This window comes from Acidovorax sp. GW821-FHT10E04 (assembly GCF_059415185.1).
The window spans coordinates 384,567-406,357 of the sequence record NZ_JBWKMT010000003.1; the positions used below are offsets into that span (position 1 = coordinate 384,567).

Consider the following 21,791-nt stretch of genomic DNA (forward strand, 5'->3'; position numbering starts at 1 on the left):
GACTGTACAAGGTTGATGGACAAGAAAAAGGCCGCTTGCGCGGCCTTTCGGGGGGTCAGTTCATGGATGTCAGCGTTGCCGCTGTGGCATCACTTGAAACTGGGAAGGTTGAACTGCGGTGGCACGCCCATGCGGGTGTTGATGAGCCACTGCTGCGCAATCGACAAGATGTTGTTGGTCAGCCAGTACAGCACCAGGCCGGCCGGGAAGAAGAAGAACATCACGCTGAAGATCAGCGGCATGAACCACATCATCTTGGCCTGCATCGGGTCGGGTGGCGCGGGGTTCAGGGCCGTCTGCAGCAGCGAGCTGGCCGTCATCAGCAGGGGCAGGATGAAGAACGGGTCGGGCGTGGACAGGTCGCGGATCCAGCCGATCCAGGGCGCGTTGCGCATTTCCACGCTGGACAGCAGCACCCAGTACAGCGCGATGAACACGGGGATCTGGATCATGATGGGGAAGCAGCCGCCCATGGGGTTGACCTTTTCCTCGCGGTAGATGCGCATCATCTCCTGCTGCATCTGCTGCGGCTTGTCCTTCAGGCGCTCGCGCATCTCCATGATCTTGGGGTTGATGGCCTTCATCTTGGCCATGCTGGCGTAGGCCTTGGCGTTGAGCCAGTAGAACGCGATCTTGAGCAGCAGCACCAGGGCCACGATGGACCAGCCCCAGTTGTTCAGGAGCTTGTGCAGCTGGTCGAGCAGCCAGTACAGCGGCTTGGACAGGATGGTGAGCCAGCCGTAGTCCTTGACCAGCTCCAGCCCGGGGTAGAGCTTTTCCATCATGGTCTCCACCTGCGGGCCGGCGAACAGGCGCGCGTCCACGGTCTTGCTCGCGCCCGGCTCGATGGCGCCCAGCGAGGTGAGCATGCCCACGGAGTACAGGTTGGTGTCCACCTTGCGGGTGAAGGGCTCGCGCTGCACGCCGTCGGCCAGCAGCCAGGCCGTGGCGAAGTAATGCTGCACCATGGCGACGTAGCCGTTGGGCGCATCCTTGGGGATGTCGACCTTGCCGTTCTCGATGTCCTTGAACTCGATCTTCTGGTACTTCTTGGCCTCGGTGAAGACCGCGGGGCCGGTGAAGGTGGAGTAGAACGAAGACTCTCCGGGCGGCTTGTTGCCGTCGCGCACCAGTTGCAGGTACAGCTGGGGCGACACGGCGGCGCTGCCGGTGTTCACGACCTCGTGCTTGACGGCAATGTCGTAGGCGCCGCGCTTGATGGTCCAGGTCTTGGCCAGCTTCACGCCACCTTGCACGGGCGATTCGAAGCGGATGCTGATTTCGTCTTCGCCGTCCTTGAGCTCGCGGGGGCCGGGCACCACGGTCATCGCGGTCTTGTGGGTGGGGAAGGTGCCGCCGATCAGGCCCGTCTGCGCCACGTAGACACGCTGCGCGCTCTCGTCCAGCAACAGGAAATTGCGGGTCTTGTCCGCCATGTCCGCGTGCTGCAGCAGCTCGGCATGCGTGAGCGATCCGCCCTCGCTGTCAAACGTCAGCCGGTACAGGTCGGTCTTGACCTCCACGCGTTCGCGCGCGGCCGGAGCAGCCGCGGGCGCCAGCTGGCCAGGCACCGCCGAGGCACCCTGCGCCGCAGCCGCCACCGGCGCGCTGGAGGCGGGGACGCTGGCCGCGCCGGTGGCGCTGGACGCGGCGCCCTGGGCGGCAGGCGCCGTCACCGTCGGCGTGGAGGGGAAAAAGGTGGCCTTGTTGCCGTTGTGCAGCTGCCACTTGTCCCACAGCAGAACCATGGAAAAGCCAAAAATCACCCACAGGATGGTGCGGCGAATGTCGTTCATGAAGACTTCTTTGGTGAGGATGGTTGGGTGTTGGAATCAGAAAGCCGCGAGAACAGCCGCATGCTGCGCGGCAATTGTTGCGGGACCGGGTCATGGCCCCCGTCACACCAGGGGTGGCAGCGTACCAGCCTGCGCACCGTGAGATAGCTGCCTGCCGCGGCGCCGTGCCGTTCCAGCGCCTGCAGCGAATAGGCCGAACAGGTGGGCTCGAAGCGGCAGGCAGACCCCAGCCAGGGGCTGAGGAACAGCCGATAGCCCTTGACCACGCCCATCAGCAGGCGCTGCATCATCATGGCGCAACCACCTCTGCCACCACGGGCGAAGCGGGGGCCGAGGCCGCCGCAGCACCGCCCGACCGCCGGGCGGCATGGCCAAACAGCTGCAGCAACTCTGCACGCACCGCCTGCTTGAGCTGGTCGGACGTGGCGCTCACGAACTGCTTGCGGTCAAACGCGGTGCGCAGACGCACCACATGGGCCGCCTGCGGAAGCCGCACCTCGAACGTGGCGCCCACCGTGTAGATCTGTCGCTTGATGGTATTGCGCGTCACGGCGCGGCGCGCCCAGCGCTTGGGCACCATGGCACCCAGCCAGACGCCCTGCACGGCAAACAGGGCCTGCGGCCCTTGCGTTGGCGGCAAGGAACCGGGCCCTGTGGGTGCGGCAGCACTGGCGGCCCCGCTGGCAGGGTTGCTGCCAGCGGCGTCCAGCACCAGGCGGTGCAGCGCAAAATGCGCCGTGCGGGAGACAGTGCCCCCCGCCATCGCGGCCTGGAACTGCGGACGGGTTTTCAGCCTGTGCATGCAAGCGCCCCGTTTGGAACCTGGCGGTACAAGCCGGGAACAGGCGGGGAGCAGGCCGTAGACCGTAGCGGCCTTAGACGGCCAGGCGCTTGCGGCCCTTGGCGCGGCGTGCGTTGATAACGGCACGGCCGCCGCGGGTCTTCATGCGGACGAGGAAACCGTGGGTGCGCGCGCGGCGGGTCTTGGAGGGCTGGTAAGTACGTTTCATGATGCTATTCCTTGAGGTTCAGTTCCGGACTGCTGCTCTTGAACCCCCTGCGGCCTGCAACCCGCGCCATATGAAACAGCACTCTGGAGGCAGACCCACGGGGGCAGAAATAACGGCGCGCCGGGTCAAATCACCCTGAACACATTCAGGGAAACCCAAAATTATCGCAGGCTTGGCCGCTGCTGGCAATGCCTTTTGGCTGGCGGCCTTTCCAGCAGGCCCCGCAACAGCCCTGCGCGCGGCGGCCCGCCTGTGCCGCGCGGCAGCCATCCGCAGCCAGCGCGCACCACAGCCCGGGCAGAAATTCAACCCCAGGAAACACCCGGATGCGGTGCCCGCCAAATTGTGGATAACTCCTTGACAAGCTACAATCCCCCGCCCAGTACCGTTCCTCCTATCCACAACAAGAATCTCCCTGAAATGACCGAGGAACCCTCCCGCAGCCCCCTTCCATCACCCGGCGCAGACGCCGGCCAGGGCCTGTGGCAAGCCTGCGTAGAGCAACTGGCGCAAGACCTGCCCGAACAACAGTTCAACACCTGGATCAAGCCCCTGGTGGCCCAGGTGGCCGAGGACTTCTCCAAGGTGACCGTGCTGGTGGGCAACCGCTTCAAGCTCGACTGGATCCGTGCCCAGTATGCGGGCCGCATCGCCGCCCTGCTCGAGGGCCTGTACGGCCAGCCCGTCACCCTGGAGTTAGCGCTTGCTCAGCGCGAATCCGTTGCCCGTACTTATGTGCGCCCTGCGGCATCGGAGCCATCGAACACCGCCGCCCCCGCTGAATCACCGGCCAGCAGCAGCGATGACGCCTCGGCCGGCGCGTTCCGCAACCGGCTCAATGCCGCCCTGACGTTCGAGACCCTGGTGGAGGGCACGGCCAACCGCATGGCGCGCTCAGCGGCCATGCACGTGGCCGGCATGCCGGGCCATCTGTACAACCCGCTGTTCATCTACGGCGGCGTCGGCCTGGGCAAGACCCACCTAGTGCACGCTGTGGGTAACCGCCTGCTGCAGGACAAGCCCGACGCCAAAGTTCTCTACATCCATGCCGAGCAGTTCGTGTCGGATGTGGTTAAGGCGTACCAGCGGCGCACGTTCGACGAGTTCAAGGAGCGCTACCACTCGCTCGACCTGCTGCTCATCGATGACGTGCAGTTCTTCGCCAACAAGGACCGAACGCAGGAAGAATTCTTCAACGCGTTCGAGGCCCTGCTGGCCAAGAAGTCGCACATCGTGATGACCTCGGACACGTATCCGAAGGGCCTGGCCAACATCCACGAGCGGCTGGTCTCGCGCTTCGACTCGGGCCTCACGGTCGCCATCGAGCCGCCCGAGCTCGAGATGCGCGTGGCCATCCTGATCAACAAGGCCCGCGTCGAAGGCACCGAGATGCCCGAGGAAGTCGCCTTCTTCGTGGCCAAGAACGTGCGCTCCAACGTGCGCGAGCTCGAAGGCGCGCTGCGCAAGATCCTCGCGTACTCGCGCTTCAACCAGAAGGAAATCTCCATCCAGCTGGCCCGCGAGGCGCTGCGCGACCTGCTGTCGATCCAGAACCGGCAGATCAGTGTGGAAAACATCCAGAAGACGGTGGCCGACTACTACAAGATCAAGGTCGCCGACATGTACAGCAAGAAGCGCCCGGCCAGCATTGCCCGGCCGCGCCAGATCGCGATGTACCTGGCCAAGGAACTGACGCAAAAGAGTCTTCCCGAGATCGGAGAATTGTTTGGCGGGCGCGACCACACCACGGTTTTGCACGCCGTGCGCAAGATTTCCGGAGAGCGCCAGCAGCTCACGGAACTGAACCAGCAATTGCACGTGCTGGAGCAGACGCTGAAAGGCTAAAAAGGCGTGATCGAGGCCCCCCAGAGAAACGGCTCCGTTAAGGGGCAAAATGACGGGTTGTGCAGCAGGGGGAGGCACGACCCGTGCCGCTGTCCAAGCTCCGTTCCAAAAACCACAAGAGGTTGATGACATGATCGTCCTGAAGGCAACACAAGACAAGGTTCTCGCGGTACTGCAGTCCGTGGCTGGCATCGTCGAGCGCCGGCACACCCTGCCCATCCTGGCCAACGTGCTGATCCGCAAGACGGGCAACGCCCTGCAGCTGACGACCAGCGACCTCGAAATCCAGATCCGCACCACGGCAGAACTGGGCGGCGACACCGGCGACTTCACCACCACGGTGGGCGCGCGCAAGCTCATCGACATCCTGCGCACCATGCCCGGCGACCAGACGGTGAGCCTGGAGTCGGCCCAGTCCAAGCTCATCCTCAAGGGCGGCAAGAGCCGCTTCACGCTCCAGAGCCTGCCGGCCGAGGACTTCCCGCTGGTGCAGGAATCCGCCGCCTTCGGCCCCGTGTTCGCCGTGCCGCAAAAGACGCTGAAAGACCTGCTGGGCCAGGTGTCGTTTGCCATGGCGGTGCAGGACATCCGCTACTACCTCAACGGCATCCTGTTCGTGGCCGAGGGCAAGCAGCTGTCCCTGGTGGCCACCGACGGCCACCGCCTGGCGTTCGCCAGCGCGACGCTGGATGTGGAAGTGCCCAAGCAGGAAGTCATCCTGCCGCGCAAGACCGTGATCGAGCTGCAGCGCCTGCTGAGTGACGCGGGTGGCGAGAACCAGCCCCACATCGAGATGCAGTTCGCCAACAACCAGGCCAAGTTCACCTTTGGCGGCATGGAGTTCGTCACCAAGCTGGTCGAGGGCAAGTTCCCCGACTACAACCGCGTGATCCCCAAGAACCACAAGAACAGCATCACCCTGGGCCGCGCGCCGCTGCTGGCCAGCCTGCAGCGCACCGCCATCATGACCAGCGACAAGTTCAAGGGCGTGCGCCTGAACCTGGAGCCCGGCACCCTGCGCGTGGCGTCGAACAACGCCGAACAGGAAGAGGCCGTGGACGAACTCGACATCGACTACGGTGGCGACACCATCGAGATCGGCTTCAACGTGACCTACCTCATCGACGCCCTGGCCAACATGGGCCAGGACATGGTGAAGGTGGAGCTCTCGGACGGCAACAGCTCCGCGCTGATGACCATCCCCGAGAACGACAGCTTCAAGTATGTGGTGATGCCGATGCGCATCTAGCCCTGCGCCCGCCACCGGTGGGCGTGAGGTTGCGATGCCCCGCCCCCCGCCCCAAGCAGCCCACCGAAAAAGCTACATTTTTGATAGCTGCCAGCGCTTATTGAATAAGCGCTAGAGCCCAGTTTGACCATTGAACACATTGGAAACCCCGGTTTCCACGGATCCCAAGGCCCACCATGACCGCTGACAACATCCCCTCCGAGCCCGAAGCCACCGGCGTCTCCGGCCATGTTGAGCCCACCCTCGCCAAGATCGACACCAACCAGGCTGGCGCCAGCGAAAGCTACGGCGAAGGCGCCATCACCATCCTGGAAGGCCTGGAGGCCGTGCGCAAGCGCCCCGGCATGTACATCGGCGACACGAGCGACGGCACCGGCCTGCACCACCTGGTGTTCGAGGTGGTGGACAACTCCATCGACGAAGCCCTGGCCGGGCACTGCGACGACATCGTCGTCACCATCCATTCCGACAACTCCATCAGCGTGACCGACAACGGCCGGGGCATTCCGACCGGCGTGAAGATGGACGACAAGCACGAGCCCAAGCGCTCGGCCGCCGAGATCGCGCTGACCGAACTGCACGCGGGCGGCAAGTTCAACCAGAACAGCTACAAGGTCTCCGGGGGCCTGCACGGCGTGGGCGTGAGCTGCGTGAACGCGCTCAGCAAGATGCTGCGCCTGACCGTGCGCCGCGAAGGCAAGGTGCACGCGCTGGAATTCAGCAAGGGCTTCGTGCAGAACCGCATCGTGCAGACGGTGGACGGCGTGGAAGTCTCGCCCATGCAGGTGCTGGACGACACCGACAAGCGCGGCACCGAAGTGCACTTCTTGCCCGACACCGAGATCTTCAAGGAGAACAACGAGTTCCACTACGAGATCCTGGCCAAGCGCCTGCGCGAACTCTCGTTCCTGAACAACGGCGTGCGCATTCGCCTCAAAGACGAGCGCAGCGGCAAGGAAGACGACTTCTCGGGCGCCGGTGGCGTGCGCGGCTTCGTGGAGTTCATCAACAAGGGCAAGACCGTCCTGCACCCCACCTCGTTCTACGCAGCCGGTGAACGCCCGGCCGAGACGTATGGCGGCATCCCCGGCACGCACATTGGCGTTGAAGTGGCCATGCAGTGGAACAGCGCGTACAGCGAGCAAGTGCTGTGCTTCACCAACAACATCCCCCAGCGTGACGGCGGCACCCACCTCACCGGCCTGCGCGCCGCGATGACCCGCGTCATCAACAAGTACATCGAAGAAAACGAGTTCGCCAAGAAGGCCAAGGTCGAAGTCACCGGCGACGACATGCGCGAAGGCCTGTGCTGCGTGCTGAGCGTGAAGGTGCCCGAGCCCAAGTTCAGCAGCCAGACCAAGGACAAGCTGGTATCGAGCGAAGTGCGCGCCCCCGTGGAAGACATCGTGGGCAAGCTGCTCACCGACTACCTGCAGGAGCGCCCGGCCGACGCCAAGATCATCTGCGGCAAGATCGTGGAAGCCGCCCGCGCCCGCGAAGCCGCCCGCAAGGCCCGCGAAATGACCCGCCGCAAGGGCGTGCTCGACGGCATGGGCCTGCCCGGCAAACTGGCCGACTGCCAGGAAAAAGACCCCGCGCTGTGCGAGATCTACATCGTGGAGGGTGACTCCGCCGGCGGCTCTGCCAAGCAAGGCCGCGACCGCAAGTTCCAGGCCATCCTGCCCCTGCGCGGCAAGATCCTGAACGTGGAAAAAGCCCGCTACGAAAAGCTGCTGACCAGCAACGAAATCCTGACGCTGATCACCGCCCTGGGCACCGGCATCGGCAAGGCCGGCGGCACGACGGGTGGCGACGACTTCGACGTGGCCAAGCTGCGCTACCACCGCATCATCATCATGACCGACGCCGACGTGGACGGCGCCCACATCCGCACCCTGCTGCTGACCTTCTTCTACCGCCAGATGCCCGAACTGGTGGAGCGCGGCCACATCTACATCGCCCAGCCGCCGCTGTACAAGGTGAAGGCCGGCAAGGAAGAGCTGTACCTGAAGGACGCGCCCGCGCTCGACGGCTTTTTGCTGCGCATCGCGCTGAACCACGCCAGCGTGACCACCGGCGGCGCCAACCCGCAAACGCTGGCTGGCGACACCCTGGCCGAACTGGCGCGCAAGCACCAGATCGCTGAAAGCGTGATTGCCCGCCTGGGCAACTTCATGGACGCCGAGGCCCTGCGCGCGATTGCCGACGGCGTGAGCCTCAAGCTCGACACCGTGGCCGACGCCGAAGCCAGCGCCGTGGCCCTGCAGGCCAAGCTGCGCGAACTGAACACCACCGGCGCCCCCGCCGAAGTGGCCGGTGAATTCGACGTGCGCACCGACAAGCCCCTGCTGCGCATCAGCCGCCGCCACCACGGCAACATCAAGAGCAGCGTCATTACGCAAGACTTCGTGCACGGCGCCGACTACGCCGCCCTGGCCGAAGCCGCCGAAACCTTCCGCGGCCTGCTGGGCGAGGGCGCCAAGGCCCTGCGCGGCGAGGGCGAGAAGCAGAAGGAAGAAAAAGTCGGCGACTTCCGCCAGGCCATGAAGTGGCTGATCAGCGAAGCCGAACGCAGCACATCCCGCCAGCGCTACAAGGGCCTGGGCGAGATGAACCCCGAGCAGCTGTGGGAAACCACGATGGACCCGAACGTGCGGCGGTTGCTGCGGGTGCAGATTGACGATGCGATCGAAGCGGACCGGGTGTTCACGATGCTGATGGGGGATGAGGTGGAGCCGCGGCGGGACTTCATTGAGACGAATGCGCTGCGGGCTGGCAACATCGACGTTTGAGTTGGCGAACACCCATTGAACGTCTTTGAGATGTCTCAAGACCCTGCGCTCCAACAATTGGCCCAACGACTGCAAAAGTTTGCGCAGCAGCGTGACTGGGCCCAGTTCCATTCGCCCAAGAACCTCGCCTCAGCATTGGTCGTGGAGGCGGGCGAACTGCTGGAGCACTTTCAGTGGTTGACTGAGGAGCAAAGCCGCAACCTCTCAGCAGACAAAAAGCAGGCTGTTTCCCATGAGATGGCCGATGTATTGCTGTATCTGGTGCAGATGGCTGCGGCGCTGGATGTTGATCTGATCGATGCAGCGAATGCAAAGATAGAGATCAATGGGCGGAAATACCCGGAAAGCCAAGCCCGAGGCAGCAATCGTAAGTACAACGAACTGTAGTCGTTGGGCTTCCGTGCACCACAATACCTCGGCCCACAGCATTCCTCGCCAAGACGCAGCGAGAACAGTCGATTCCGAGTACAGGGGAGTGCACCGCGGGTGATCATCTACCAAGCAAATAAGCGCGAATTTCTCCAGCACGCTTTCGCTGACAACATTGAAGACGTTGTCTCGCAGCACTACAAACATGCCACTGGCCAAAACGTTGGCCCCGCCGAACTGCGGTCTTGGACCCATTCGCTTTCACACATGGCGAAAGTGCTGTACGACGACGAGATACCCGACGATGCGGGCGTGGCCATTGAGTACCAAGTACCACAGACTGCCAAACGCATCGACTTTTTGATCACCGGCCTGGACGAACACCACCAACCCAAGGTGATCATTGTCGAGCTCAAGCAGTGGTCTGAAGCACGCGTAAGCGAAAAGGACGGAATCATCTGGGCGCGCCGGGGCGGGCGGGCAGGCGACACCGAGGGTGCACATCCCTCGTACCAAGCATGGTCCTATGCCGCACTGCTCAATGACTTCAATACCGCCGTGCTGGATGATGGGATGACGCTGCAACCTTGCGCGTACCTGCACAACTATCCACGGCGCGACGGGGTGATCGACCATCCAAGCTACACGCCCCACATCGACAAGGCGCCCCTGTTCCTCAAACCCGAAAAGGACCGGCTGCAGGCTTTCATCCGTCAGCATGTACGGCATGGGGATAGCAAGAACTTGCTCTACCGCATTGAGCATGGGCGCATTCAGCCATCGAAGATGCTGGCAGACGCCGTGGTCGGAATGCTGCAGGGCAAGAACGAGTTCGTGCTGATCGACGATCAGAAGTTAGTCTACGAAAGCGTGCTTGAGGCGGAGGCGAAGGCGGTTAGCGGGCCAAAGCAGGTCGTTATCGTGCAAGGCGGGCCAGGCACCGGCAAATCAGTCGTTGCCATCAATCTGCTGGCTGCGCTGATCTCAAGGGGTAGAAACGCGCGCTATGTATCCAAGAACGCGGCCCCGCGCGCAGTATTTGAAGCCAAGTTGGCAGGCACATTCAAGAAGAGCCGCATCAGCAATCTATTCAGTGGATCCGGTGGATTCACCGATCCCGCCGCAGACAGCTTCGACGTGCTGATCGTGGACGAGGCCCATCGCCTCAACGAGAAGTCCGGCCTGTATGGCAACCTGGGCGAGAATCAGATCAAGGAGATCATCACCTCCGCACGCTGCAGCGTCTTTTTTATCGACGACGATCAACGCGTCACCATCTCGGACATTGGCCACACCGGCGAATTGCACAAGTGGTCCGTCGCGCTGGATGCGCAAGTTACCGAACTGAATCTGGCGTCGCAGTTCCGCTGCAGCGGCTCCGACGGCTACGTGGCTTGGATTGACGACACCCTGGCCATACGCCCTACCGCCAACCAAATACTCGACACCACCGAATACGACTTTCGCGTGGTCGACAGCCCAGCCGAACTGCATGAGCTGATCCGCAAGAAGAACCAGGCAGCCAACAAGGCCAGGGTGGTGGCTGGCTACTGCTGGGGCTGGCCCAGCAAAACCGATCCACAGGCGTTTGACATCGACATCCCTGAATACGGCTATCAGCGCCGCTGGAATCTCAGCGAAGACGGTAGCCTGTGGATAGTGACGCCAGGCTCTGTGGAACAGGTCGGCTGCATCCACACCTGCCAGGGTTTGGAGCTGGACTACGTGGGTGTGATCATCGGCCCAGACCTCGTGTACCGGCATGGCGAAATCCAGCCCGATGCCAACGGCCGCGCCCGGTCTGACAAATCCATCAAGGGTTTGAAGAGCCTCATGAAGCGCGACCCGGTTGCGGCCAAGGAGATGGCAAGCCGCATCATCAAGAACACCTACCGCACGCTGATGACTCGTGGTATGCGCGGGTGCTTCGTTTACTGCACTGACCATCTTTTGGCAGAGTACCTGCGTTCGCGCCTGCGCGGAATGGTTGCGCCGCAAGTTGTCGAGCAAGCAGACAGTATCGTCTCTGCGAAAGCTACAGCCAGCAATGTCATCCCATTGCGAATTGTGACCGCTACTGAGCGCGCGGTGGGAAAAAACGCAGCGCCGCTGATCGAACTGCGATTTGCAGCGGGTTCATTCTCTGAAGCGCAGTCGCTGGAAGAAGGTGCTCAGGAGTGGGTCGAGTTGCCGGATTGGATTCCTTACCAGCCTGGCTTTTCCGTAGCCCAGGTGGTAGGTGAGTCCATGAACAAGCGGATACCTAACGGTGCTTGGTGTCTTTTCCGAGCAGCACCGGGAGGTACCCGCAACGGCAAGATTGTGGTCGTTCAGCACCGCAGCATTGATGATCCCGAAACAGGTGGCAGCTACACCATCAAACGGTACTCAAGTGAGAAGGTCATGGAGCCAGACGGGACGTGGCGCCATACACGCGTCGAGCTATGGCCAGAAACGGACAACCCGGGATTTGAAGCTATCGTCTTGGAAGTTGGCGAGGACGAGGAGTTTTCTGTAGTCGCAGAAATGTTGACAGTGCTCCAATGAGCACGCACTGTGCCCTGCTATCTATCAGGAGTACGCTATGAGAAGGAGACGCGAATGGAGTGGTCGAGAGAAGAAGTTGAGGCCATCGTTGCAGACTACCTTCACATGTTGACGTTGGAACTTGCGGGACAGAGTTACAGCAAGACTGCGCACCGCCGCGCCCTTCAATCAAAAATCAATAGCCGCTCAGATGGATCGATAGAGTTCAAACACGGAAACATCAGCGCGGCCATGCTTGCGCTTGGGTTTCCGTACATTCGAGGCTATCAGCCACGTTCGAACTTCCAAGCGCTCCTGCTCGCGGTATTGGAAGAGCAAATAGGAGTAAACCCCTCTCTTGATCAAGCGGCATTGGTTGCAGTTCAACTGCCGGCAGTCGTTCCGTTGCAATCAGATTTCTCGCATGTCAAAGCGCAAGCGCCGACCAGACAACATCGGGTCACAGAGACCCAAACGCCACCGACCTTTGCGAGCGTCAAAAGAGACTATTTGGAACGGGAAGCACGGAACCATTCGCTCGGCCTGGCGGGAGAGGAATTTGTCATCCAGTACGAGCACTGGCGACTAAACCTGCTAGGCGAACCAAAGCTCGCGGACCGCGTGGAGCACGTCTCTCGCACCAAGGGAGATGGGCTAGGGTTTGATGTGCTGTCGTATGAGACTGATGGGCGTGAGCGATTCGTTGAAGTGAAGACCACGACATTCGGGAAGGACACGCCGTTCTTTGTATCGAGGGGCGAACTTGCACTTTCGAGCCACGCCAAAGATCAGTTTCATCTGTATCGCCTTTTCGAATTTAGAAAGATGCCACGCTTGTTTGCGCTGGTCGGAGCGCTTGAACAGCACTGTTCATTGGACCCCATTACTTTTCGCGCAAGCTTCAACTGAAATCAGCTCGTCCCTGTGCTTTCCACAGACATGACCTCATCCACCATCGACGACAACGACGCCCCTTCCCCCGGCTGGGACGCCATCTCCGCCCGCCTGGACCAACTCTACCCCGGCCAGGGGTCCAAGCACTTTGGCACGCTGATCTCGCACATGCTGGGCGGGCCTGACCCGCTGGATGGCATCAGCGCCTGGCGGCGCACGGACCCGATGCCGCACTGGCATTTTGTGACGTATGGGTTCAGCGAGTTGTACGCCAAGGAGTCCAATGACCCGGAGGTGAGCGGCTATGGTTTCGAGCTGACGTTTCGGCTGGCGATAGCGCCCAACGCAGCGGTCGATGCCGAGCCCCCGACATGGGCGCTGAATTTTTTGCAGAACTTGGCACGCTATGTGTTCCAGAGCGGCAACGTCTTCAACGACGGTGATTGGATGACAGCCAACGGTCCCATTGCACTGGGGCAGGCCACGCTGATCTGCTCCATGGGCTTTGTGACCGACCCGGAGCTGGCCGAGCCGCTGGCCACGCCCAATGGCTCAGTCGCCTTTTTGCAGGTAGTGGGACTGACGCTGGACGAGGAGCGCGCGGCCAAACAATGGCACACACGCAGTTTGCTCGATGTGCTGCTGCCGCACATGCCGCTGTGGGTAACGGACCTGGACCGCGCCTCGCTGCTGGGCGACCCCACGGTGAAGCAGCAGGTGGACGAGGGCGTGCGACGGGACGGCTCGTCGAGCGGGTACCTGTTTACCGATGTGCTGGACCTCCATCAGACCAAGCGGCGGCTGCGCAAGCCGCTGACTCTGGTGACTTTGGGCGCCCGCCAGGTGGATGAACTGGTGGCCCTGTTGCCGCTGCGCCTGCGGTTTGGCCGCACGCTGCGTGTGGCGGGGCACCGGTGGCAACTACTGCTGGAGCCTTCAGGCAACCAAGGCAGCAATGCAGTGGAATGGCAGGGCGAGGAAGAGAGCGCCGCCATCCTGCGTCTGACCAATGCCACGGTGCAGCAGTTCGTACAGACACTGCAGCCGCGCGAAGGCCGCTATGTGCTGCCGCTGTTGCCGCAGGTGGAGTGGCGGATAGAGAAAACGACGATCCAGGATTCAACCGGAAAAGTCGTTGACGTGGTTGGCTGACCAGTCAGCCAGTCAGCCAAGCGCAGTGTCCAATGGCTGCGCTTGACAGGCAGCCTATCGGGCTACAGCACGCCCGGGCTGCCTATTCCTGCTTCGTCTGCTTCCAAATCCGATCCGCCCTTTCCCAAGCCGCCTTGGCCGCAGGTTCCGCATCCTTCCAGTTCAAGCGGCTGCTCTCCCGGTCGGTGTCCCAGCGCGTCTGCAGATGGTCGCGGGCGTCGTTCCAGTCGCGGTGGCGTCCGTCGATCACGCTTCGATAGCCGTGGCGGTACGCAGGCGCATAGTCGTCGTAGGTATAGGCATCCGAGTAGTACGGCTCCCGGCCATACGCGTCGCGCCAGTAGGCGTCTTCATCCGTGGGGTTGACCGCTTCGGCCGCGCCCTTGCCGGCCAGGCCCCCGACGACGGCGCCGACCACTGCGCCCACGGCGGAGCCGATGGGGCCGCCGATGGAGCCAGCGGCTGCGCCCGTGACGGCGCCGCCTGCGGCACCGATGCCCGTGCCGATGGGGTGGGCGCCCGGCTCCTTGGTGATGGGGTCCAGGTTCATGTCGCGGGTGGGGTCTTGGGGATGGGTCATGGTGGTCTCCTGTAGTTAGGGGTAGGGGTGGATACGTCCAGAACCCCATGGTCTTCGCCACCGCGCCACACTGGCGTAGGCCAAGCGCCACATGCGGCGACAGCTTTTGGGGACCATGGCCATGGGCGTCATTGCGCCCAGCGCCAGCGGGTGGCCGCGATGACTGCGTGGGCAGCGCCACATCGGCGGCCGGCCACCCAGGCACAATCGCAACCCCATGCGCTCCCCCATTTCCATCGTCGACGTTGACCGCCTCGACACCTGGACCCGCTATCGCCCAGGCCTGTGCGACACCTGCGCGGCCAACTGCTGCACGATGCCGCTCGAAGTGCAGCTGGCAGACCTGGTGCGGCTGGAGCTGGTGGACCCGTTCGAGGCCGAGCATGAAGAGCTGCGGCACCTTGCCAGGCGGCTGCTCAAGGCACGGCTGATCGACCACTTCAACCACAAGAACGCGATCTTCACGATGGCGCGGCGGGCCAGTGGGGACTGTAACTTTCTCGACCCCAAAACACGCCTGTGCACGGTGTACGACAAGCGGCCCGAGACGTGCCGGCTGCATCCGCAGAAGAAGAGCCCCAAGCCGGGGTACTGCGCCTACGGGGCGCGGGATCTGCAGCGCAGGGGTTGAGCGGCGGGCACCCGGGGCTGCCTGCCGCCAGGCCACGCTATTTGCCGGAGGGCGCACGGCGGGCCGCCGCAGCGCCAGCCCGCGCGCTACCGCTACACCGTCTCCCTTTGGACAAAGCCCGCCACGGGCTCGGCGGGCTCGGCCACGGTGCCCACGTCCACCGCGTCCACCCGCGCCTGCGGCGGGCCGTGGCGGGCCCAGTCGATGAGGGACTGCACGGCATCGGCGGGGCCGGTGGCCAGGGCTTCCACGCTGCCGTCGCGGCGGTTGCGCACCCAGCCCTGCACACCGCGCTGCAGGGCGGCCTGCACCAGGGACCAGCGGTAGCCCACGCCCTGCACATGCCCCCGGATCAGAAGGTGCCGGGTGACGGTGGTGGTGGTGTTGCCGCTGTTGCTGGTGGTACTGCCGCTGTGGTGCATGGGCGCACTGTATCGCCAGCGCGGGGCGTTGACCACGTGCGCGCCATGGCGGTGCTCGACCGGCCGGATGCGGCGCGCTAAGCTGCGCCATGGCAGCCGCGGGCTTCGTCCAGCCCTGCCATCCCCTCGCACTGTCCAGGCCACCACATGAACGCCCCCCGCAAGGCCTTGCCCGCCATCGACACTGCCCGCTGCACGGGCTGCGGCTGGTGTGTGGCCGTGTGCGCGCCGCATGTGCTGTCGCTGCAGGTGCAGGGCCCGCAAGCCTGGGGCCCCAAGCGGTCCCGGCTGCATGATGCGGCGGCCTGCACCGGGTGTGCCTTGTGCGCGGTGCGGTGCCCGTTCGATGCGATCCGCATGGTGCGTGCGGGCTCCTTGCATGCGGTGCGGGACGATGCGGCGTTGTCCCACACCAGCGGCGGCGCGGCTGTGGTGTGATTCCAGGCCCGGGTTTCACCCGAGTGTTCACCACCCCACCATTGCATGCCAGAAAAGGAGCCACGCCATGCCTGAAAAGAAAGCCAGCGTTCACTGGGAAGGGGCCGGCAAGGCCGGCCAGGGCCAGATCAGCACCGAGACCGGCGCGCTGGACAAGTACCCCTATGGCTTTGCCAGCCGCTTTGGCGACGACCGCAAGGGCACCAACCCCGAGGAGATCCTGGGGGCGGCGCATGCGGCCTGCTTCACCATGGCGTTTTCGTTCGCCGCCGACAAGGCGGGCATCGCCACCGAAGCGGTGGACACCACCGCCAGCGTGCGCCTGTCCAAGGAGGGCGAAGGTTTTGTGATCGACCGCATCGCGCTCACGCTCACCGCCAAGGTGCCCGGGCTGGACGATGCGGCCTTCCAGAAACTGGCGGCCGATGCCAAGGCCAATTGCCCGCTGTCGAAGGCACTGGCCGCGGTGCCCGAGATCACGCTGACCGCCACGCTGGTGAAGTAGCCAACGGGACGGGCCAGGACACCGCGCCCCGGCACGGTCTTCTTTTTGTCCGCCTGCCCCTCAGCGCCCCCGCGCCGCCGCGGCCAGCGCGGCAAACGCCTGCCGGTCCGCCGCATGCGTGAAGGCGGTGTTGGGCACCGGGTGTGTGGACAGCTTCACCACCACCAGCTCCGCCGCCGGGTTGATGTGGATGTGCTGGCCCATCAGGCCCTTGGCCTCCAGCGTACCGTCCGCATCGTGCGGCACCCACCACTGGTTGTGGTACGAGTAGCCCGCGCGCATGGCGGTGCCGGGGGCCTTGCTGAATTTCGCGGGGTCGGCGCCCTTGCGCAGCTCGGCGATCGTGGCGGGCGAGATGATCTGCTGGCCGTTGTAGCGGCCGTTGGCGCGCAGCATTTCGCCCAGGCGGCCCAGGTCGCGCAGCGTGGCGTTCACGCCCACGCTGGTGGACTGGCCGCCGTTGGCGTCTGCAAACACATAGGCATCCTCCTGCGCGCCCAGGCGCGACCAGATGCGCTCGGACAGCAGCGTGGCGTAGCTCTTGCCGGTGACGCGCTGCAGCAGCCAGCCCAGCACTTCCGTGTCCACCGACTTGTACGCGAACGCGGCGCCGTGCTCGCCCTCCTTCTTCAGCGTGGGCAGGAACTCGGCCATGCTTTTGGCGGCGCTGCTGCCGGGCGGCGCGGGCTGCAGGCCTGCGGCGGCCAGGTAATGGAAGACGCCGGACGCAGGGTCGGCAAAGTTCTCGGCGTATTGCACGCCGGTGGTCATGTCCAGCGTCTGCTGCACGGTGGCATCGGTCCAGGCGCTGGTGGCCAGCTCGGGCAGGTAGCGGGGGATCGGTGCTTTCGGGTCGATCACGCCTTCCTGGATGAGCTCGGTCACCAGCAGGCCGGTGAGCGATTTGCTCATGGACCACAGCACATGCGGCTGGTGCGGTTGCATGCCGGTGTGGTGGCGCTCGTACACCACCTGGCCCCGGTGCAGCACCAGCAGGCCGTCGGTGTAGGTGGCCTTTTGCCAGTCGGCCAGCGTGGTGGTGCCGCCCTTGCCGTCGGGCACGGGCAGCGCGTCGTCCAGCGCTCGGGATGCGGCGGCCAGCGCGCTGGGCGCCCCGGCACCGCGCCACACGGACGCCGTGGGCCCCAGCTCGCGCAGGTGGTGCGCGGCCCAGCGCACGTTGGGGTACTTGAGGATGTTGGCCAGGCGCACGATCTTGTCGGGCGGCGGCGGAAAGCCCTGCATCAGCTGCAGCGTGGCGGGGTGGGTGGCGTCGGGTGGTGGCAGTTGCGGTGCCTGCGCATGGCTGGCGGAGGCCATGCACAGGGCTGCTGCGGCAGCGGCGAGCGTGACCAGGGCAAATTGGAGGCGGGGGAACGGCATGGTGCGAAAGTCCTGCAAAAGGTGGGTGGGATCGGGCAGAGAAACGACGGAACAGGAAGGGGCGGGCGGGCTATCCCCGCGCCGCCAGCAGCGCGCGGATCACGGCCTCGGTGCGGTCGTACTCGCCTTCGCCAAAGTGCTTGTAGCGAATGTGTCCCTGCGCATCGATGAGGTAGGCCGCGGGCCAGTACTGGTTGCTGTAGGCCTTCCAGGTGCCGTAGCGGTTGTCTTGCGCCACGGGGTGCTTCACGCCGTGGCGGCGCATGGCCACCTCGACGTTGCTGGTGGTGCGCTCGAACGGAAACTCCGGCGTGTGCACGCCCACCACCGTGAGGCCCTGGGGCGTGTACAGCTCGGCCCAGCGGTTCACGTGGGGGAGGGTGCGGATGCAGTTGATGCACGCATACGTCCAGAAGTCCACCAGCACCACGCGGCCGCGCAGCTGGGCCAGGGTGAGGGGTTCGGAGTTGAGCCAGCGCTCGATGCCGGTGAACTCGGGCGCCGCGCCAAAGTCGGGCAGCGTGGCGGCCTGGATGGCGGGCCCCGCTGCGTGGGTGAGGGCGGGTGCCGCCACCGCTGCGGCTACAGAAGCTGCGGACGCCAGGAATGTGCGGCGTTGAAAAGAGAATGGTGAAGAAAGGCGCGATGTCATGGTGAAAACTCCTTGCTGCGGGCCGCTTACAGCCCGCCAGAACCCGAGGGATAGAACTGCGACAGCCAGGCGGTGACCTGCCCATCCACCTCCAGCAGCATGGCCAGCGCCACGGCGATGACCACCACGCCAAAGGCCTGCTGCACGCGGTGCGCATGGCGCGAGATGCGGCGCACATGGCCGGCCGCTGCCTGGCCACCGTAGGCAATGGCCAGCATGGGCACTGCGGCGCCGGTGGAATACGCGAGCAGCAGCACCGCCGTGCTGACCCCGGGCGGCTCGGTGGCGATGAGCGTGAGGATGGAGGCCAGCACCGGCCCGGCGCAGGGCGTCCACACCGCGCCCAGGCTCAGGCCCAGCAGCAGCCCGCCCCAGTTGCCGGCCGATGAGCCCAGCCCCAGGCTGGCCACGCGGTTGAGCACGCCACCCGCCTGTTGGCTGAGCCACTGGAAGGACCGGGGCCACACCGTGAGCACGCCAAACACCAGCAGCATCACGGCGGCGAACCGGCGCAAGCCCCCGGGCGACACGCCCAGCACCTGCGCGAAGCTGCTGAACAGCAGCGCCACGGCCGCGAACGAGAGCGCAAAGCCCAGCGCGATGAACAGCGGACGCGTGCGCCGCGCCGTGCCACCCGCGACCGACGCGCCCAGCACCACCGGCAGCATGGGCAGCACGCAGGGCGCGCCCACGGTGAGCATGCCGGCGGCCACGGCCAGCCAGGGCGAGGTGGCGGCCATGGTCATTGCACGCCCCCGTGCTCTGCGCCCGGGCGGCGCCACACCTGCGTCTTGCCAAAGAGCGGGATGCCCACGTAGGCGCGCACCAGCAGCTGGTCCGGCTCGGCGGGGGTGAGGGTGGCGCGGTAGGTCTTGGCGTTCTCGCGGTTGTAGATCTCGCCCTGGTATTCGGTGTTGCCGCCATCGCTGGGGCGCAGGCCCGACAGCAGGGTCATGCCCAGCGCGGGCCGCGCGTCGGCCGCCGCCATCTCGGTACCCGGCGCGCTCATGGAGCGGTTGCCCAGCACGCGCACCACCTTGCCGCACAGGGTCTCGCCGGCGCAGGGCGCAATGTCCACCTCCAGGTTGCCGCTTTCGGTGATCCAGCGGCCCAGCGGGGCCTTGGCAGGCGCGGCGGCCAGGGATTGCTGGGCGCCAGCGGATTGGGCCAGGCACAGGGCCAGCAGCCCGGCCGTGGTGGTTGTCCAGGGGTTCATCTTCATGGCACGGTCCTCGTGAAGTTCAGGAAGACTGCATTGAAGCCAGCGGACGTATCGGTGATATTTCCTGGCAAGGCCTTTTGGTATGCGTGCGTGTCCGCAGCGCCGCCAGACAAGTTCAGATACATACGGCCCGCCGCGCCGCCGCCACGCGCAGGGCAAACCCCGGAGAATCACGGCCCATGAGCACGCCCACCGAAGACCACGTCCTGATCGTCGATGACGACGCCGGCATCCGCGAGCTGGCGGCCGAATACCTGCAACGCCAGGGCCTGCAGGTGAGCGTGGCGGCCGATGGGCGGCAGATGCGCGAGGTGCTGGCCACGCAGCGCATCGACCTCTTGGTGCTGGACCTGATGCTGCCCGGCACCGACGGCATCACGCTGTGCCGCGAGCTGCGCAGCCCCGGCGCGCCGCCGCTGCCCATCATCATGCTCACCGCGCGCAGCGACGAGGCCGACCGCATCCTGGGCCTGGAGCTGGGCGCGGACGACTACCTGACCAAGCCCTTCGCCGCGCGCGAGCTGCTGGCGCGCATCCACGCCGTGCTGCGGCGCACACGCATGCTGCCGCCCAACCTGGCGGCGGCCGAGCCCGCGCGGCAGCTGGCGTTCGGCGACTGGCGGCTGGACACCACGGCGCGCCACCTGCTCGATGCCACGGGCGCGGTGGTGGCGCTGTCGGGCGCCGAATACCGGCTGCTGCGCGTGCTGCTGGACCACCCGCAGCGCATCCTCACGCGCGACCAGCTGCTGCAGCTCACGCAGGGGCGCGACGCCGATGTGTTCGACCGCTCCATCGACCTCTTGGTCAGCCGCGTGCGCCAGCGGCTCGGGGATGGTGCCCGGGGCTCGCGCTACATCAAGACAGTGCGCAACGAGGGCTATGTGTTCTGCGCCGACGTGTTGCCCACGGCAACCTCCAACGAGGCCGCCGCATGACGCTGCGCGGGTGGCCCCGCTCGCTGTTCGGGCGCATCCTGCTGGTGCTGGCGCTGGGCCTGGCGCTGGCGCATGCGCTGACCTTCGTGCTCGCGCTCACCGAGCGCGGCATGACCATGCGCCGCGCCATGGTGTCGTACCTGGCGAGCGACGTGGCCAGCTCCGTGGCCATGCTGGAGCGCCTGCCGGCCGCAGAGCGCGCGCAGTGGGTGGACCGGCTGGCGCGCCGCAACTACCGGTTCGCGCTGACCGCGCCGCTGGATGCGCCCGAGGACCCGTCCGACCTGGCCCGCCTGATCGCGGGCGCCGTGGGCGCCACGCTGCCCCCCGGCCAGACGGTGCGGGTGATCGACCCCCGCGTGCCCGGCACCGAGCTGCGCCTGCAGCTCCAGTTGAGCGACGGCACGCCGCTGGCCGTGGACATGGACGAGCCCCGGCTGCAGGTCTCGCCCTGGGTGCTGGGCGCGCTGGCGCTGCAGCTGGCGCTGCTGGCGGGCCTGTGCGCCTGGGCCGTGCGCGCGGCCACGCGGCCCCTGCGCACGCTGGCCGACGCGGCCGACGCGCTGGGTGCCGACCGCCCCGCCGTGCCCCTGGCCGAGGACGGCCCGCGCGAAGTGCAGCGCGCCGCCCAGGCCTTCAACCGCATGCAGCAGCGCATCCAGGCGCACCTGGAGGAGCGTATGCGCATCCTGGCCGCCGTCTCGCACGACCTGCAGACGCCCATCACCCGCCTGCGCCTGCGCGCCGACCTGCTGGACGATACCGCGCTGCAGGGCAAGCTGCACGCGGACCTGGCCGAGATGCAGTCGCTGGTGGAAGAAGGCATTGCCTACGCGCGCTCGTCCCAGGCCGCCCGGGAGCCCCTGCAGCGCGTGGACCTGCGCGCGCTGCTGCAGAGCATTGCATTCGACTACGCCGATGCGGGCCTGCCCGTGACGCTGCTGCACGCCGCAGAGGGCACCTGCGACACGCGCCCGCAGGCCCTGCGCCGGCTGGTATGCAACCTGGTGGACAACGCGCTCAAGTTCGCCGGCGCGGCCGAGCTGAGCCTGGAGGCCGGGCACCAGGGCCCATGGCTGGTGCGGGTGCTGGACCGGGGGCCGGGCATCCCGGCCGCCGAACTGGCCGCCGTGCTGCAGCCCTACGTGCGGCTGGAAGACTCGCGCAACCGCGGCACCGGCGGCACGGGGCTGGGCCTGGCCATTGCGAACGAACTGGCCCAGGCGCTGGGCGGCCGGCTGGTGCTGGGGCCGCGCGAGGATGGTGCGGGGCTGGAGGCGCGCGTGGAAGTGCCGGGGTCGCGGGAAACCTCCGCATAAGTCAGGCGCACCGTATGCCCCTGCGGCGTCGGGCGGTCCGGGGCGTTGCCGCAGCCTCGGTCGCGCTG

At 65.5% G+C, this 21,791-nt stretch carries 21 protein-coding genes and 1 pseudogene; 12 read left to right on the top strand and 10 right to left on the bottom strand.

Annotation, left to right across the window (positions count from 1 at the left end):
* Positions 1-89 precede the first annotated feature (89 nt).
* From yidC to rpmH, 4 genes are all read right to left on the bottom strand, one after another.
* Positions 90-1,796, bottom strand: a complete 1,707-nt coding sequence (yidC, locus tag AC07OC_RS11120; RefSeq protein WP_218296333.1) for a membrane protein insertase YidC — start codon at positions 1,794-1,796, stop codon at positions 90-92.
* On the bottom strand, positions 1,793-2,086 hold the full coding sequence (gene yidD, locus AC07OC_RS11125; RefSeq protein ID WP_218296334.1) for a membrane protein insertion efficiency factor YidD: 294 nt from the start codon (positions 2,084-2,086) through the stop codon (positions 1,793-1,795). The genes yidC and yidD overlap by 4 nt, the downstream gene beginning before the upstream one ends.
* Entirely contained in the window at positions 2,086-2,598 is a 513-nt protein-coding gene (locus AC07OC_RS11130) for a ribonuclease P protein component (RefSeq protein ID WP_218339356.1), read from the bottom strand. The genes yidD and AC07OC_RS11130 overlap by 1 nt, the downstream gene beginning before the upstream one ends.
* Positions 2,599-2,671: 73 nt before the next feature.
* Complete coding sequence (gene rpmH, locus AC07OC_RS11135; RefSeq protein WP_005798102.1) at positions 2,672-2,806, bottom strand: 50S ribosomal protein L34; 135 nt, start codon at positions 2,804-2,806, stop codon at positions 2,672-2,674.
* Positions 2,807-3,226: 420 nt separating this feature from the next.
* Between rpmH and dnaA the strand changes: the two genes are divergently transcribed.
* The 7 genes from dnaA (at position 3,227) to AC07OC_RS11170 (ending at position 13,633) form a co-directional block, all read left to right on the top strand.
* On the top strand, positions 3,227-4,651 hold the full coding sequence (gene dnaA / locus AC07OC_RS11140) for a chromosomal replication initiator protein DnaA (RefSeq protein ID WP_218339355.1): 1,425 nt from the start codon (positions 3,227-3,229) through the stop codon (positions 4,649-4,651).
* A 130-nt stretch (positions 4,652-4,781) separates the two neighbouring features.
* A complete protein-coding gene (gene dnaN / locus AC07OC_RS11145) occupies positions 4,782-5,900 on the top strand; it encodes a DNA polymerase III subunit beta (RefSeq protein WP_218296337.1) in 1,119 nt (372 codons plus the stop codon).
* A 176-nt stretch (positions 5,901-6,076) separates the two neighbouring features.
* The gene (gene gyrB / locus AC07OC_RS11150; RefSeq protein WP_218339354.1) at positions 6,077-8,692 is read left to right on the top strand and encodes a DNA topoisomerase (ATP-hydrolyzing) subunit B; all 2,616 of its coding nucleotides are present in this window, start codon (positions 6,077-6,079) and stop codon (positions 8,690-8,692) included.
* A 30-nt stretch (positions 8,693-8,722) separates the two neighbouring features.
* Positions 8,723-9,079: a nucleotide pyrophosphohydrolase gene (locus tag AC07OC_RS11155; protein WP_218339353.1), complete on the top strand. Its 357-nt coding sequence runs from the start codon at positions 8,723-8,725 to the stop codon at positions 9,077-9,079.
* 99 nt (positions 9,080-9,178) lie between these two features.
* Complete coding sequence (locus AC07OC_RS11160; RefSeq protein WP_494601160.1) at positions 9,179-11,608, top strand: DNA/RNA helicase domain-containing protein; 2,430 nt, start codon at positions 9,179-9,181, stop codon at positions 11,606-11,608.
* 54 nt (positions 11,609-11,662) lie between these two features.
* Positions 11,663-12,496 (top strand): protein NO VEIN domain-containing protein, encoded by an 834-nt coding sequence (locus tag AC07OC_RS11165; protein ID WP_218339351.1) that lies wholly within the window; start codon positions 11,663-11,665, stop codon positions 12,494-12,496.
* 30 nt (positions 12,497-12,526) lie between these two features.
* Positions 12,527-13,633, top strand: a complete 1,107-nt coding sequence (locus AC07OC_RS11170) for a suppressor of fused domain protein (RefSeq protein ID WP_494601162.1) — start codon at positions 12,527-12,529, stop codon at positions 13,631-13,633.
* 255 nt (positions 13,634-13,888) lie between these two features.
* Here AC07OC_RS11170 and AC07OC_RS11175 read toward each other — a convergent pair.
* Positions 13,889-14,213, bottom strand: a pseudogene (locus tag AC07OC_RS11175) (hypothetical protein); the annotation flags it as partial.
* Between the two features lie 217 nt (positions 14,214-14,430).
* Between AC07OC_RS11175 and AC07OC_RS11180 the strand changes: the two are divergent.
* Entirely contained in the window at positions 14,431-14,844 is a 414-nt protein-coding gene (locus AC07OC_RS11180; RefSeq protein WP_369640917.1) for a YkgJ family cysteine cluster protein, read from the top strand.
* A 92-nt stretch (positions 14,845-14,936) separates the two neighbouring features.
* Here AC07OC_RS11180 and AC07OC_RS11185 read toward each other — a convergent pair whose 3' ends face one another.
* Entirely contained in the window at positions 14,937-15,266 is a 330-nt protein-coding gene (locus AC07OC_RS11185) for an acylphosphatase (RefSeq protein WP_492246095.1), read from the bottom strand.
* 147 nt (positions 15,267-15,413) lie between these two features.
* On the opposite strand from AC07OC_RS11185, the gene AC07OC_RS11190 reads away from it, so the two are divergent.
* Together AC07OC_RS11190 and AC07OC_RS11195 are read left to right on the top strand one after the other, a co-directional pair.
* Complete coding sequence (locus tag AC07OC_RS11190) at positions 15,414-15,704, top strand: ATP-binding protein (RefSeq protein WP_255594799.1); 291 nt, start codon at positions 15,414-15,416, stop codon at positions 15,702-15,704.
* Between the two features lie 67 nt (positions 15,705-15,771).
* The gene (locus AC07OC_RS11195; RefSeq protein ID WP_218296345.1) at positions 15,772-16,209 is read left to right on the top strand and encodes an OsmC family protein; all 438 of its coding nucleotides are present in this window, start codon (positions 15,772-15,774) and stop codon (positions 16,207-16,209) included.
* Positions 16,210-16,269: 60 nt separating this feature from the next.
* Here the strand turns inward: AC07OC_RS11195 and AC07OC_RS11200 are convergent, their stop codons facing one another.
* From AC07OC_RS11200 to AC07OC_RS11215, 4 genes are all read right to left on the bottom strand, one after another.
* The gene (locus AC07OC_RS11200; RefSeq protein WP_218339346.1) at positions 16,270-17,592 is read right to left on the bottom strand and encodes a serine hydrolase domain-containing protein; all 1,323 of its coding nucleotides are present in this window, start codon (positions 17,590-17,592) and stop codon (positions 16,270-16,272) included.
* 70 nt (positions 17,593-17,662) lie between these two features.
* The gene (locus AC07OC_RS11205) at positions 17,663-18,244 is read right to left on the bottom strand and encodes a thioredoxin family protein (protein WP_218339345.1); all 582 of its coding nucleotides are present in this window, start codon (positions 18,242-18,244) and stop codon (positions 17,663-17,665) included.
* Between the two features lie 26 nt (positions 18,245-18,270).
* Entirely contained in the window at positions 18,271-18,990 is a 720-nt protein-coding gene (locus tag AC07OC_RS11210) for a cytochrome c biogenesis CcdA family protein (protein ID WP_218339344.1), read from the bottom strand.
* Positions 18,987-19,466: a DUF2147 domain-containing protein gene (locus AC07OC_RS11215; RefSeq protein ID WP_218296349.1), complete on the bottom strand. Its 480-nt coding sequence runs from the start codon at positions 19,464-19,466 to the stop codon at positions 18,987-18,989. The genes AC07OC_RS11210 and AC07OC_RS11215 overlap by 4 nt, the downstream gene beginning before the upstream one ends.
* A 179-nt stretch (positions 19,467-19,645) precedes the next feature.
* Here AC07OC_RS11215 and AC07OC_RS11220 point away from each other — a divergent pair, with 179 nt between their 5' ends.
* A complete protein-coding gene (locus AC07OC_RS11220; protein ID WP_492806723.1) occupies positions 19,646-20,404 on the top strand; it encodes a response regulator in 759 nt (252 codons plus the stop codon).
* Positions 20,401-21,723: an ATP-binding protein gene (locus AC07OC_RS11225; RefSeq protein ID WP_492806724.1), complete on the top strand. Its 1,323-nt coding sequence runs from the start codon at positions 20,401-20,403 to the stop codon at positions 21,721-21,723. The genes AC07OC_RS11220 and AC07OC_RS11225 overlap by 4 nt, the downstream gene beginning before the upstream one ends.
* Positions 21,724-21,791: the final 68 nt, after the last annotated feature.

Bases quoted from the DNA above. Each gene is read 5' to 3' on its own strand.
- AC07OC_RS11190 (WP_255594799.1), top strand. From the start codon at position 15,414: ATGAACGCCCCCCGCAAGGCCTTGCCCGCCATCGACACTGCCCGCTGC.
- AC07OC_RS11200 (WP_218339346.1), bottom strand. From the start codon at position 17,592: ATGCCGTTCCCCCGCCTCCAATTTGCCCTGGTCACGCTCGCCGCTGCC.
- AC07OC_RS11225 (WP_492806724.1), top strand. From the start codon at position 20,401: ATGACGCTGCGCGGGTGGCCCCGCTCGCTGTTCGGGCGCATCCTGCTG.
- AC07OC_RS11205 (WP_218339345.1), bottom strand. From the start codon at position 18,244: ATGACATCGCGCCTTTCTTCACCATTCTCTTTTCAACGCCGCACATTC.
- AC07OC_RS11130 (WP_218339356.1), bottom strand. From the start codon at position 2,598: ATGCACAGGCTGAAAACCCGTCCGCAGTTCCAGGCCGCGATGGCGGGG.
- yidD (WP_218296334.1), bottom strand. From the start codon at position 2,086: ATGATGCAGCGCCTGCTGATGGGCGTGGTCAAGGGCTATCGGCTGTTC.
- AC07OC_RS11220 (WP_492806723.1), top strand. From the start codon at position 19,646: ATGAGCACGCCCACCGAAGACCACGTCCTGATCGTCGATGACGACGCC.
- AC07OC_RS11210 (WP_218339344.1), bottom strand. From the start codon at position 18,990: ATGACCATGGCCGCCACCTCGCCCTGGCTGGCCGTGGCCGCCGGCATG.
- dnaN (WP_218296337.1), top strand. From the start codon at position 4,782: ATGATCGTCCTGAAGGCAACACAAGACAAGGTTCTCGCGGTACTGCAG.
- AC07OC_RS11215 (WP_218296349.1), bottom strand. From the start codon at position 19,466: ATGAAGATGAACCCCTGGACAACCACCACGGCCGGGCTGCTGGCCCTG.
- AC07OC_RS11185 (WP_492246095.1), bottom strand. From the start codon at position 15,266: ATGCACCACAGCGGCAGTACCACCAGCAACAGCGGCAACACCACCACC.
- yidC (WP_218296333.1), bottom strand. From the start codon at position 1,796: ATGAACGACATTCGCCGCACCATCCTGTGGGTGATTTTTGGCTTTTCC.
- AC07OC_RS11170 (WP_494601162.1), top strand. From the start codon at position 12,527: ATGACCTCATCCACCATCGACGACAACGACGCCCCTTCCCCCGGCTGG.
- rpmH (WP_005798102.1), bottom strand. From the start codon at position 2,806: ATGAAACGTACTTACCAGCCCTCCAAGACCCGCCGCGCGCGCACCCAC.
- dnaA (WP_218339355.1), top strand. From the start codon at position 3,227: ATGACCGAGGAACCCTCCCGCAGCCCCCTTCCATCACCCGGCGCAGAC.
- AC07OC_RS11155 (WP_218339353.1), top strand. From the start codon at position 8,723: ATGTCTCAAGACCCTGCGCTCCAACAATTGGCCCAACGACTGCAAAAG.
- AC07OC_RS11195 (WP_218296345.1), top strand. From the start codon at position 15,772: ATGCCTGAAAAGAAAGCCAGCGTTCACTGGGAAGGGGCCGGCAAGGCC.
- gyrB (WP_218339354.1), top strand. From the start codon at position 6,077: ATGACCGCTGACAACATCCCCTCCGAGCCCGAAGCCACCGGCGTCTCC.
- AC07OC_RS11165 (WP_218339351.1), top strand. From the start codon at position 11,663: ATGGAGTGGTCGAGAGAAGAAGTTGAGGCCATCGTTGCAGACTACCTT.
- AC07OC_RS11180 (WP_369640917.1), top strand. From the start codon at position 14,431: ATGCGCTCCCCCATTTCCATCGTCGACGTTGACCGCCTCGACACCTGG.